At 51.8% G+C, this 12928-nt stretch carries 10 protein-coding genes; 6 read left to right on the top strand and 4 right to left on the bottom strand.

From position 1 onward, the window contains the following. Positions 1-69 precede the first annotated feature (69 nt). A complete protein-coding gene (locus tag DFER_RS18020) occupies positions 70-2820 on the bottom strand; it encodes a putative LPS assembly protein LptD (RefSeq protein WP_229206037.1) in 2751 nt (916 codons plus the stop codon). A 243-nt stretch (positions 2821-3063) separates the two neighbouring features. On the opposite strand from DFER_RS18020, the gene DFER_RS18025 reads away from it, so the two are divergent. The 4 genes from DFER_RS18025 (at position 3064) to DFER_RS18040 (ending at position 7501) form a co-directional block, all read left to right on the top strand. Beyond that, a complete protein-coding gene (locus tag DFER_RS18025; RefSeq protein ID WP_015813084.1) occupies positions 3064-3861 on the top strand; it encodes an N-acetylmuramoyl-L-alanine amidase family protein in 798 nt (265 codons plus the stop codon). A gap of 47 nt (positions 3862-3908) precedes the next feature. Then, positions 3909-4874 (top strand): MlaD family protein, encoded by a 966-nt coding sequence (locus tag DFER_RS18030; protein WP_015813085.1) that lies wholly within the window; start codon positions 3909-3911, stop codon positions 4872-4874. 105 nt (positions 4875-4979) lie between these two features. Next, positions 4980-6593: an acyl-CoA carboxylase subunit beta gene (locus tag DFER_RS18035; RefSeq protein ID WP_015813086.1), complete on the top strand. Its 1614-nt coding sequence runs from the start codon at positions 4980-4982 to the stop codon at positions 6591-6593. 23 nt (positions 6594-6616) lie between these two features. After that, positions 6617-7501, top strand: coding sequence for an NAD(P)-dependent oxidoreductase (locus tag DFER_RS18040; RefSeq protein WP_015813087.1), 885 nt, complete (start codon positions 6617-6619; stop codon positions 7499-7501). An 85-nt stretch (positions 7502-7586) separates the two neighbouring features. Here DFER_RS18040 and DFER_RS18045 read toward each other — a convergent pair whose 3' ends face one another. Together DFER_RS18045 and aroB are read right to left on the bottom strand one after the other, a co-directional pair. Continuing rightward, positions 7587-8162, bottom strand: coding sequence for a DUF4136 domain-containing protein (locus DFER_RS18045; RefSeq protein WP_015813088.1), 576 nt, complete (start codon positions 8160-8162; stop codon positions 7587-7589). 82 nt (positions 8163-8244) lie between these two features. Next, positions 8245-9279, bottom strand: coding sequence for a 3-dehydroquinate synthase (gene aroB, locus DFER_RS18050; protein ID WP_015813089.1), 1035 nt, complete (start codon positions 9277-9279; stop codon positions 8245-8247). A gap of 269 nt (positions 9280-9548) precedes the next feature. Here aroB and DFER_RS18055 point away from each other — a divergent pair, with 269 nt between their 5' ends. Next, positions 9549-10607: a VOC family protein gene (locus tag DFER_RS18055; RefSeq protein WP_015813090.1), complete on the top strand. Its 1059-nt coding sequence runs from the start codon at positions 9549-9551 to the stop codon at positions 10605-10607. 104 nt (positions 10608-10711) lie between these two features. Here DFER_RS18055 and DFER_RS18060 read toward each other — a convergent pair whose 3' ends face one another. After that, entirely contained in the window at positions 10712-11716 is a 1005-nt protein-coding gene (locus tag DFER_RS18060) for a 1-acyl-sn-glycerol-3-phosphate acyltransferase (RefSeq protein WP_015813091.1), read from the bottom strand. Positions 11717-11851: 135 nt separating this feature from the next. On the opposite strand from DFER_RS18060, the gene DFER_RS18065 reads away from it, so the two are divergent. Beyond that, on the top strand, positions 11852-12892 hold the full coding sequence (locus tag DFER_RS18065) for an aminoglycoside phosphotransferase/kinase family protein (protein WP_015813092.1): 1041 nt from the start codon (positions 11852-11854) through the stop codon (positions 12890-12892). Positions 12893-12928: the final 36 nt, after the last annotated feature.

The following is a 12928-nucleotide window of genomic DNA, read 5'->3' on the forward strand; positions in this document are numbered from 1 at the left end:
ATTCAGCCAATGCATTCAATGGCCGTTCCGATTGGACGGCCATTTTTTGTTGTATTACATTCTGCTGGCTTAATAGGCGGATCTGTCGTAGAACGAGCGGCGGCGGGTCACTTTCAGGTCTTGCAGGATAGCCGATTTCACTTTGAGCGTGAAGCTGTAATTGCTCGCGCGGGCGGCGCTGCCTGCAAACGGTGTCCAGCTGAAACTCATGTCCCAGCAATGCAGGTCGCGCGTGAGCGACAATTGGGTGATTGTGGGCTGGAACGCCACGAAGTCGAAACCGCTGCTGAGCGTCACTTTGAGGTTTTTGGACAAACTCAGGTCGCCCGTAGCCTGCACGGCCTGGATGATCTGCGCTTTCGACAAGCCCGGCTTCGTGAGCCCGAAGTTGTAGTTCAACGACACGTTCCAGGGAATATTGAAATCCACATACAACTCCGGATTTTGTGCGATAAACTCCTTCGCCTGCTGCTTCGCGGCCGCATTCGGGTCGTTGGGATCTGTGGTGGCGGGGTTGGCGGTATTGTTGTTGGACGAACTGCCTTTGGGTGAGAAGCTGGTTCCCAGCGTGAAGCCCAGGCTTTGCAAATTGGCAAGCCCCTGCCCCGACGTGATCGCGTACTTATTGACCTTAGTCCCCACCTGGTTGCCCACCACATTCGGGTTCGCTACGTAGGTGTAAGGATCGAGGTTCATGTTGAAGTTCAGGTTCAGGTTCCGCCCGATGCGCGCATTGGCATTAATGGTAATGTTCGACAAATTGAGCGAGTCGGCCATGAGGTTGTAACTTCCCCCTAAACTCAGGTTATCGAGCAGCGACACCTTTTCGAACTGCTGCGCGGCAGTATCGCTCTTGCTTTTAAGCTTCATTTCAAAAGAGTTGTTCAAACTGAATGAAATGACGCTCGATGCCCGTCCATTGCCTATCCCCGAGCCCACACCGCGGAATTTGGAAAGCGAGAGGTCACGTACATTGCCTTTCTTATCCACCACCTGGATTCTCTCGTAAAACCCGAATGCCTCGCCCGTGAAATCGGGTGTGTAGGTAAATGAAACCGACGGGATCACCGTGTGGCGGATCGCTTCGAGCCGCTTTCCGCCGAAGAAGAACGTGCCGTAAAAACGGGTGTTCATCCCCGCGCCGAAGTTATAGGAATATTCCGTCCCGACTTTCCGCAACGTGTCAATCTTGATCGAATCGCGCCCGGTTTGGGTGTAACGGTATTGTTTCGTAAACACCTCGCCGGATAGTGACATGCTGGGTGTAATGTTCACAAAACGCAGCACTTTGAAGTTCGGCAATGAGATCGGCAGGCTGTACCGTCCGGTAAACTGCGCGTCTTTGAGCATTTCCGGCAGGTTATTCAGGTTGAATGCCACCACTTTGGTCTTGTTGAGGCGCGTGGTGTCAATCTTGGCGTCGGTGATCACAAAGCCCAGGCTGTTATAGGAAGTGTCCACGGCCGTCAATGCATTGGCCAGGGCATAGTTTCCATTGAAATCCAAGCCCAGACGGAAGCTCTCATACCAACGTCCGCGACCGCCTTTCAACGCAAAAGGGGCAATCTGGTTCACGCCGAAACTGAAATCGGACGATACGTTTGTTTTACCGCCCTCGCGCAGCCCGGACTGCGGGTTGATCTGCCCGAAGTTCTGGTTCACACGCAACGAGGCCGCCGCCCGCATATACTGCCCGAATGTGCGGTTGTATTGCACGGAGGAGCTCGCGACGTTGGATGTATACCTGTTTACGTCGAATGCCTGCTGCTGGTTGTAAGTATTGCTGCTCACATTCACATTCGCCGAAAACTGCGAGTTACCCCTCGGCTTCGGTGCATGCGACCACACAATGCTGAAATCGTTGGTCCCTCCGCGTCCGAGCGTTCTCTGAAGTTCGTCGCTGGATTTGTTTTTGTTGAACCGCAGCGAAATATTGCCCGAGTATTGGTAGCGCTTGATATAGGTAGATTGCAACCCGAGCCCCCAGCTTCCGTTGGAATAGATCTGGCCTGTGAGAATCGCATTGACATACTCGTTGATCGCGAAGTAGTAGCCGCCGTCGCGGAGGTAGAAACCACGCCCGTTGGGCTCCTCGCCGTAAGTCGGGAAAATGACGCCACTGGTGCCGTTTTCCTTCTTTTTGGGGAATGGAAAAAAACCGAAGGGCAACGCGATCGGCAACGGCACATCGCTGATCACCAGGTTAAAAGGACCGGAAATCACCTGCTTTTTGTTCACCATCTTGATCTTGGGCGCATTGATGAAGTAGTGCGGGTGTGTGAGGTTACAGGTGGTATAAATCGAATGCCGGATATAGAAATTGCCTTCCGTATCCTTCTTCACTTTCTCGCCCCGGATGTTACCATCCCCTTCCTGGGTCACGATGCCCTGGATAAGCGCTTTTTTGGACTTGAAATTATAGCGGATTTCCTTGGTGTTGTACGTTTCGGGCCCGTCCTGAAAAATCGGTTCGCCGGCCATTTTCTTGGCCGTTGAATCATAAGTTCCGACGGCGTACACCTCATTGGTGACCCAGTTGAGACGGATGTAATTCGCTTTGAGATTAATGGTCCCGTAGTTCACTTCCGCATTGCCATATAAATGGACCTGCTTTAAAACAGCGTCCATAATGGTGGAATCTTCGGCGGTATATTCTACGGTGTTTTCGAGGTCGTCGGGATTTCTGAGCGTGTCGGCGGCTGTGGAATCGGCAGATAATCCATTGTTAGCGAGCGTACTATCCGCATTTACCGCACCTCTCGGAACGGACGCGCCGGGCTGGCCTGCGCGGGAAGTATCCGCACCTGCTTGCTTTTGCACTGTAAGAAGGGAATCCGCTGATTGCTTTGCAGAAGTCGAACTTTTAAGCTTACCCTGATTTTTCCCGGAACCCTTGGAGCGTTGCTGCACACATGCCACAGTGCTGAACAGGAGAAACGCCACAACTACCGACGATATAATAATCGCCTTTCTTTTCAGTTCTAACAATTAGCGTATTTTTGCATAACGAATTTCAAAATTAGCAGAGAAACCCCTTTCGCGTAAGCGCCCAACTAAAAAATAATGTTAAAACTTCTTAAATTAGTAATTGTAGCAAGTTTTCTGCTGACCAGCGTCGCCTTTGTCTTTCAGCAAGAACCGGTTACTACGAAATCGGGAAGCAAGGTTAGTACAGTTGTAATCGACGCCGGCCACGGCGGCAAAGACCCCGGCACCCGGGGCAGGCACACCAAAGAAAAAGACGTCGCGCTCAAAGTAGCGCTCGAACTCGGCAGGAAGATCAAAGAGGAAACGCCGGATGTGAAAGTGCTCTACACGCGCTCTACCGACGTTTTCATCGAATTGGGCGAGCGCTCGGCTTTCGCCAACCGCAACAATGCCGATCTCTTCATTTCCATCCATTGCAACGCCACGCCGCGTTCGCGCACGGTGCGGGGAACCGAGACCTTCGTGATGGGTTTGCACAAAACCGAGGGTAACCTCGAAGTCGCGAAACGCGAAAACTCGGTAATCTTGCAGGAAACCAACTACAAGCAGAAATACAAGGGCTTCGACCCCGATTCGCCGCTGGCGCACATTATGCTTGCCAACTACCAAAGTGCATTCATTTCCAGCAGCTTGCGGTTCGCCGATCTCATCGAAAGGAAATTCCAGTCCATTTCGGAACGCGATAGCCGCGGGGTAAAACAGGCCGGGTTCCTCGTGCTGTGGCGCTGTGCCATGCCTAGCGTGCTCATCGAAACAGGCTTTTTGTCATCACCCGACGAGGAGGATTACCTCAGCTCCGATGAAGGCCAGGAGGAGGTCGCCAAATGCATTCACTCCGCGTTTATGGCATATAAAAAAGATATGGACCGGTAGCTATCCGGTCACATATTGACTTTCTTTGTCAAACAAACTACTAGTCCATGAAATTATCAAGAGAAGCAAAAGTCGGAATTATGGCGATTTTCGCCATTGTGATGCTGTATTTCGGCTTTCATATCCTCAAAGGCTCCGACGTTTTTTCCAGAACTTACAAATACCACGTCATTTACGACAATATCGACGGGCTTACGGCCTCTAACCCCGTGTTGCTGAATGGCCTGAATGTAGGCCGCGTGCAGGAGATCAAACTGCTTCAGAACCGTGGCAACCAGCTGCTGGTAACTGTGGATATACAAAAAGGCATTGTGGTGCCCCAGGGCACAGGCGCTGTACTGGCCGACGGCGGTTTGCTGGGCGGTAAGGTAATCCACCTCGCCATGGGTGCCGGCGCTCCGATGAAGGACGGCGACACGCTTCTTGCCAAAAAAGAGTCGGGTATTTCCGCCGTGTTGCAGGAAAAGGCATTGCCTCTCGTTTCCCATGCCGATTCACTCATCAAAAACCTCGACCTCGTCGTAGGCGGGTTTCAGGAAACGGGATTGATCTTGAACCAGGTACTCAAAAACTACAACCAAACCGGCACCAGCCTGCAAGGCTTGCTCACTGAAAACCGTGCAAACCTGCTGGCCATGACGTCCAACCTGAATAAACTAACGGCATCACTCGTCGAAACGGAGAAAGAACTGAAACCATTGCTCGCCAAAACCGGCACGCTGGCCGATTCATTGAATGCATTGCGCCTGGGCGAAACAGTCACGAGCGCCCGCAAGACGATCGAAGAACTGCACACGTTGCTCGCCAGCGTTGAATCGGGCAAGGGCACGGCCGGCAAGCTCGTGAAGGACGAGACATTGTATAACAACCTGAACCGCACGATGATCAGCATGAACAAGCTGCTCACCAACTTCCGCGAGCATCCGAAACGGTACATCAATGTGTCTGTTTTTGGTAAAAAAGACAAAGGTCCGGCCGAGTCGCCGCTGGATACAGCAACTACCATTAAATAGGGCCTTACATTTTTAAATAAATACGAAAGTCGTTTGCTTACCGGTGAACGACTTTTTACATTTGAAATAAGCCCATTTCAACCATTCACACCATTCTTCATCATCATGACCAGCCAGGAAAGCCTACCACATCTCATCGAAATCCTGAACCAGAAATACGAGCAGGTAAAGCTCGGTGGGGGCCTGAAAAAAATCGACGCACAGCACCAGAAAGGCAAGCTCACCGCCCGGGAAAGGATCGCTTACCTGATCGACGAAGGCTCTGGCCTGCTCGAAATCGGTGCATTTGTGGGCGATGGTATGTATGAGGAGGAAGGCGGCTGCCCGTCGGGCGGCGTGGTGACGGGCATTGGCTATGTGTCGGGCAAGCAATGCATGATCGTGGCGAACGATGCTACCGTCAAAGCAGGGGCCTGGTTCCCGATTGCGGCGAAGAAGAACCTGCGCGCCCAGGAGATTGCGATGGAAAACCGGCTGCCGGTTATTTACCTCGTCGATAGCGCGGGCGTGTTTTTGCCGATGCAAGCCGAAGTATTTGCGGATAAGGAGCATTTCGGCCGCATTTTCAGGAACAATGCGCAAATGTCGGCCATGGGCATCGTGCAGATTTCCGCCATTATGGGCGCTTGCGTGGCCGGCGGGGCCTATTTACCGATCATGTCGGATGAAGCATTCATTGTAGAAGGTACCGGCTCGGTGTTTCTGGCGGGGCCTTACCTCGTTAAATCGTCGATCGGCGAAGATATCGACGCCGAATCGCTCGGCGGCGCGGCCATGCATTGCGAAATCTCCGGCGTTACCGACAACAAATTCCCCGACGACAAATCCTGCCTGGACGCCATTAAAAGGCATATTGATAAAATAGGCAAGCCATTATCAGCCGGCTTCGACCGCAAGACGCCGCAGCTGCCAGCCCGCCAACCGGAGGAAATTTATAATCTCCTCCCCACCGACCGCCTCAAACCCTACGACGTGCTGCCCATCCTGGAATGCCTGGTGGACAACTCGGAGCTCGACGAATACAAGCCCGATTATGGCAAAACACTCATCTGCGCCTATGCGCGCGTGGACGGCTGGGCCGTAGGCATTGTGGCGAACCAGCGCAAAATGGTGAAATCCGGCAAAGGCGAAATGCAAATGGGCGGCGTGATTTACGCCGAGGCCGCCGACAAGGCAGCGCGGTTTATCATGAATTGTAACCAGAAGAAAATCCCGCTCGTGTTTTTTCATGACGTCACCGGCTTTATGGTAGGCAGTCGTGCCGAGCAGGGCGGCATTATCAAAGATGGCGCGAAAATGGTGAATGCGGTGGCCAACTCGGTGGTGCCGAAGTTTACATTCATTATCGGCAACTCCTACGGCGCCGGAAACTATGCGATGTGCGGCAAAGCGTACGATCCGCGGCTGATATTCGCCTGGCCCACGGCGCAAATGGCCGTCATGAGCGGCGCTACCGCGGCACGAACATTGCTGCAAGTACAAACGGCCACTTTGAAAGCCAAAGGCGAGACGATCACGCCCGAGGCGGAAAAGGAATTGTTGAAACAAATCACCGACCGCTACAACGAAGAATTATCCCCTTACTACGCCGCGGCAAGGCTGTGGGTCGACGGTATTATCGATCCCGTGGAAACGCGGCGGATCATATCGGAGGGCATTCGTGCCGCCGACCAGGCACCCATAGAAAAGCCATTCAATGTGGGTGTTATTCAAGTTTGATTTTACTATCTAAACCAATCATTATGTCTGAAAAAATAGCGTTTCTCGGACTCGGGAACCTTGGTACTCCTATCGCTGAAATCCTGCTCGAAGCGGGTTATGAACTGGTCGTTTGGAACAGAACGGCCTCCAAAGCTGAACCGCTGACCAAGCTCGGCGCGACCGTCGTGGAAAACGCGATCGACGCCATTACGCCCGGCGGCATTGTATTCTCCGTTCTGGCCGACGACGCGGCAGTGGAAGAACTATTCTCGATGGAATTAGTCGAAAAGCTCGGGAAAGACGGCGTACACGTTTCCATGAGCACTATTTCGCCGGAAACTTCGCGCCAGCTCGCGCAGGTGCACGAGTGGTACGGTGCGCATTACGTAGGCGCACCCATATTCGCCCGCCCGGAAGCAGTGCGCGCGAAGGTGGGTAACATTTGCCTGTCGGGTAATGCAGGTGCCAAAGAGCGCATTAAGCCTATTGTGGAAAATTTTGTAAAAGGCGTTTTCGATTTTGGCGACGACCCGGGCGCGGCGAATGTGATCAAGCTGGCGGGCAACTTCATGATCGCTTGCAGCCTCGAAATGATGGGCGAAGCATTCACCATGGCCGAAAAAAACGGTATTTCGAGACAAAGCATTTACGAAATGCTGACATCCACCCTGTTTGCCGCGCCGATTTTCCAAAACTACGGCAAGCTGGTAGCCAGCAACACTTACGAACCTGTCGCATTCCGCTTTCCGCTCGGTTTGAAGGACATTAACCTGACACTCCAAACCGCCTCGGACGTAAACGCACCGATGCCATTCGCCGATATTATTAGAAACCGTTTCATTTCGGGCCTTGCCAAAGGCCGCGAGAACCTCGACTGGGGCGCATTGGCCTTAGGCGCTTCGGACGACGCCGGTTTGACGAAGTAGCATTAACGAAACAGCATAAAAAACGCCGATCCCGCGTGTCCCTGACAGAGCACGCGAGATCGGCGTATTTGCTTTTGAAATGATATTATCGGCCTACCTGCTCGCTGTAACGCCGTGGGTCGTAACCTTTCGCAAACAGCGGATATTGGTCGAAAATGCGCCTTACCACGCTCCGGTAATGGTTATTGGAACCTTCCGTTCCTTTAAAGATCCCCGAAGCATACCCTCTCCAAACGACCTGGTCGCTCTCCGCGTCGATGAGCGAAACGATCAGCGTGCCCTTGTCGAGCGCATATTTGATCGGTTCGTAGCGGAATCCCTCGTTCTCGGTATCCACCCAGTTCTTGATCACCGGCTGCATATAGCCCTGGTAACGCAGGTTATCGTAGAAAATCCCGTAGTTGACGAGCAATGTGGGTTTTTCGGCGGTGAGCTTGTAGCCCCTTACCTGCATCTGGCGGCGGATGGCCTCATAAATTTCGGTGCAAAGATTATTGGTATCCCTCTCACATTCCAGAAACGTATAAGAAGAGTAATCTTTAAAATTGGTTTCGTAGCTGTAATCATGCTCCACAAACACTTTCCGGCCACTGGAACACCCTGCAATCACGACTACGAGCAGTAAAGCGGCATAAGTAAAAATAGACCTCAGCATAAGCATTTAAATTTGTCAGGTTGTAAATAAGATATATCAAGAATGTATTTTGAATACTCCTTTACTACCAATAGCTTATGCCTGCCCTCTATCCCAAATAATAAGCTATTGATCTGCGCATTTCAGCCGCTGTTACTACTACATCAAAGGCACATTGCCCGGCTCCACTCAGCAATGAAAACCTGATTTCTTTTCCTCTATTCTTTTTATCCTGCCGCGTGAGGGCGATAATCTCCTCGATATCCTCCGGTGAGATCTTCACCTTGCCATAGGTCGCAAACAGGAACTCTTCGATATCCGTCAGCGTCTGCTGGTCGATCATCTTTCGCTCAAACGACAGATATGCTTCCATAATCATCCCCACCGCAATGGCTTCTCCGTGGAAAAGCCGCTCTTTGGGCGATTTATTCAAGAAGCACGTCTCCACCGCATGGCCTAGCGTGTGCCCGAAATTCAGGATCTTCCGCAGCCCTTTTTCCGTCGGGTCCTGATCCACCACCTGCTGCTTAATCTGCACCGAATGCGCGATCAGGTCGGGCCAGTTCTGCCTTTCAAAATCCTTCGCACGGATTTCCTGCCATTTCACACCATCGGCGATGAGGCAATGCTTGATGATCTCCGCGAACCCGGAGCGTATTTCACGTTCCGGCAATGTTTGCAAAAACACCGGGTCGATGAGCACGCTATTTGGGATGTTGAAAACGCCCAGATGGTTTTTGAAACCCTGGAAATCAATCCCCAACTTTCCTCCCACACTCGCATCCACCTGCGAAAGCAAAGTCGTGGGCACTTGGATAAAATCTATTCCACGCTTGTAAACCGCCGCGCAAAAACCACCCATATCGCCGATCACCCCGCCGCCCACATTGATCACCAATGCATGGCGGTCGAGCTCGTCTCTGGTCATGGCCTCCCAGATTTTCTCACACGTCGCGAGCGTCTTGTGCGCTTCGCCGCTGGGAACGGTCACTACACTATGTTTCGGCAAAACCGCTTTCAAAATCGGATAACAATGCCTTTTGGTGTTGTTATCGGCTATTACTACAATTTTTGAATACTGTTTTGAACTCAAAAAATCCGGTAAGCTCTCGCTTATCGGCGCAATTACTACTGACTGGTTCATTCTAAACTATCATTGAGACGGGCTCATCACAGATACGATGAGTGCAACCAAATGGATGCGTTGATATCCAGGATTTTAAAATAAAATTTTGGAAAACCATTTTAAAGATAGCAATTATTATGCTTATCAAATAATCATTTAGTTTTTGTATCCCGAGAAATTTTTCCACAGGTCACATTCCCGGTTCAAACGCCTGTGCCACGGCTCGTTTGCTTTTTATTTCGTAAAATTGCCGGATTATCCACTTATCCTCTTACAATCCCCAACAAATGAGTGCTCCGCTGATCTCTGGAATTCAACAGGTAGGAATTGGTTGCCAAAACGTGCCCGATACCTGGAAATGGTACCGGCAGGTGCTGGGTTTCGATGTGCCCGTATTCGATGAAAAAGCGGAAGCCCCGCTCATGACGCCCTACACCGGCGGCAAGGTACACGCGCGCCACGCGGTGCTGGCGATTAATATGGCCGGCGGCGGCGGACTGGAAATCTGGTCGTTTACCAGCCGCGTCTCCCAGCCCGCCAATTTCAAAGTCGAGATCGGCGACCTGGGCATTAACGCCATCCGTTTTAAGGCGCCGGATGTGAAAAAGGCGCACGAATGGGTGAAAAATAACTCCAAAACCGCCGTAGGCCCGCTCGCCAAGCTGCCCGAAGGCGAGGGTTTCTGGGGTACCGATCCATGGGGCAACACTTTCCAGATCACCAGCGACGCGACGTGGTTCCAGGCCAGCGGTAAAAATGTCGGCGGTGTGGCAGGTGTGGTGATCGGTGTTTCGGATATTGATAAGGCGGTGACGTTCTACCGCAGCCTGCTGCAACCTTTGAATGTGGTGTACGACAAAACAGGCGTTTTCGAGGATCTGCCAACATCCATTTCAGGCCAGCGCTTCCGCCGTGTGCTCCTCCGCAAGAAATTCTCGCCCGACGGTGCATTCAGCCGTCTCCTCGGCGACGTGCAGATCGAACTCGTGCAAGCCCTCGACCGCACCCCGAAGAAAATCTTCGAAAACCGCTTCTGGGGCGACTGCGGCTACATCCATCTCTGCTTCGACACGCTGGATATGGACACACTGAAAGCTAAACTGCAATCCCAGGGCTACCCATTCACCATCGACAGCGAAAGCTCATTCGGAATGGAAAACGCCGCCGGCCGCTTCGCCTACCTCGAAGACCCGGACGGCACGCTCATCGAGCTCGTAGAAACGCATAAGGTGCCTATTTTGAAGAAACTGGGCTGGTTTATGGATTTGCAGAAAAGAGGACTGAGAAAGCCGCTACCGAACTGGATGTTGAAGGCGATGGGGCTGAATAAGGTAAAAGGCAAATAATACAAATTTTGCACTTGTAAAATACAATTTTCACGAATTAACCATGCAAATTTGCTAGTCATGTGCAAATTTGCATGGTTAATTCATTTTCGGGCGACTAAAATCTAATACTTACTCCCCACCCACGCCAGCAACGGCAAGCCTACAAACAGCCCTAGCCCCACTTCCCAACCCGTAACTGCCACCACGACAATCGAAAGCAAGGTCACGATTACCGGGTACAGATAGAGCAGCATCCCGAACAGCACTGAGTCGTAGAATACCGATCGGGCGGTGAGTTTGGCTGCTTTTTTGCGGAAGAATGAGTATAAGGGCAAATGCACCATTCGGCCAAGCCAGCCGATTGCGCCCAGCAACGGGTTGCTTTGAGTCTTCGGTGCGGCGCATTGGTCGAAAAATGCATTGAGCTGTCGCTGCTGTTCCGCTTTGGGCAGATCGGCGGGGATGGTGAGAATCTCCGCATTCATTTTGCGGTCGAGGATTTCGTTGAATTCCCGAAGCCATTTTTCATATTCCTGCGGACTGGTTTGCAGGTGGTCGGCGGCAATGGCTTCGCCGAAATTGAGCGATACACGCTTGCCGGGGCCGCGGAAGTTTTCGTAGTTAAGGCCCGTCGGGATCACTTTCATGCTCCGCAGGGCATCGTCGCCGTACCAGATCTTATAGGCCATGCGCGCAGTGCCTTTGCCGAGGGGGCGCAGGCGCCATTCATTTACACAAACACCTTCTGAGAACACCACCACGGCATCACCCTGTTTGAGCGCGTCGTGGCTTTCCTGGGCGGTAACGTCATGGTTTTTAACATATTGCCGTCCTTCCGAGCCGCGGAAAACAGGGATCAGATTGATCTGCCGCAGCCAGAATGCCGCCGCCTTTTTGCGGAAAACGTCGCCGCGGGTGAGGGTATGAATGGGCTGTTCGAGCACAGAGCCGATCACGACGGCGTCGAAAAACGAATCGGGATGGTTGGATGCGAGCAGCAACGGCGCCCCTTTGGGCAGTTTGTCGAAATTGGAAACGCAAAGTTTTCTGAGGTAAATGGGCAATGCCAGCCGGACCAGAAAGCGCGAGAAATAGTAAAACAAAGTATCGAGTGTAAGTTTTTGCAAAATTATGCGATTATTTTTTTATTCAATCCTTACAGCCAGGGTATTCTGCTACGCCTAGTTTGCTACCTTTGGTACCTTTAACAACCCCTCCGGGGCGTTGGATCAACATCTGTAAAGCCTAATGCGAGATCAGGAATGCGTTTAAAAGATTATCCCGAAATTATCCGGAAAGCCTGGGCAGGTTTCGATAATTCGATCGGGGTCAAGTTTGTAGAAGATATCAGTGCCAAGGTTTCGACCAACCACGTGTTTCGCGTCACGCTCGACAACGACGATAAAGTGGTGGCGAAGCTTTCCTATTTTGGTAAATACGAACATTTCAAGGAGGATCACCGGATCATTCAGGCGCTTTCGAACAACCTGCTGTATCCGTTCGAAAATGTCCTTGCGAAGTCGCTCGTGAAGAATAACCAGGTGTACACCTATCGTTACCAGGAGGATTTTGTGGATACGTGGGTCGTTTTTTACAACCCGATCCGCGCGATGAACCGTATGCCGCGGCGGCTGGAAGAGGAGCACATCCGCAAGCTGGGCACCGAGGCGGCGAAGTTTCATCAGGCATGTTTCCGGGCGAGCCGGTCCATTCCGAAATCGTCCAAAAACCTCCGTACCGACATTCATCATTTGCTGGAAATCCTCGAAACGGATACCGGCCAGTACGAGCACCGGGGTTATATCAACATCCTCAAAAAGCAATGCGATATTTTCATGAAAAATATCCAGCGCCTGAATGTGAGCTCGTTTGACCTGATGCCGGTTTTTGTGGATTGGAACATCGGGAATTTTTCGGTTACCGATGATTTGAAACTGTTTTCGCGCTGGGATTACGACTGGTTCAGGGTGTCGTCGCGGGTGATGGACTTTTATTTTTTCAGCCGGGTTTGTTCCAATGTCGGCGACCGCACGGTGTTCAGCTACCTCATCGGGCCGCTGATGGAAGAGCGGTTTATGATCTTTTTGCAGGAATACCACAGAGTGTACCCGCTCACCGAGAACGAGGTGCGCTTCATGAAGGAAGCCTACCGCTTTTTTATATTGAATTATGTAATTAAATACGGCAAATACTTCTTCCACCGCTCCTATTGCACCAAGCTGCAGCGGGAAGCGTACGAACTGTATTTCCCTTCTATCGACGGCTTCGACGCCGATAAGATCCTGCGCACACTGAAAATCTAGCAACCTCCTTCGATCAACTTCACTCCAAGACACCAA

The sequence above is a fragment of the Dyadobacter fermentans DSM 18053 genome, from assembly GCF_000023125.1.
Classification (GTDB): domain Bacteria; phylum Bacteroidota; class Bacteroidia; order Cytophagales; family Spirosomataceae; genus Dyadobacter; species Dyadobacter fermentans.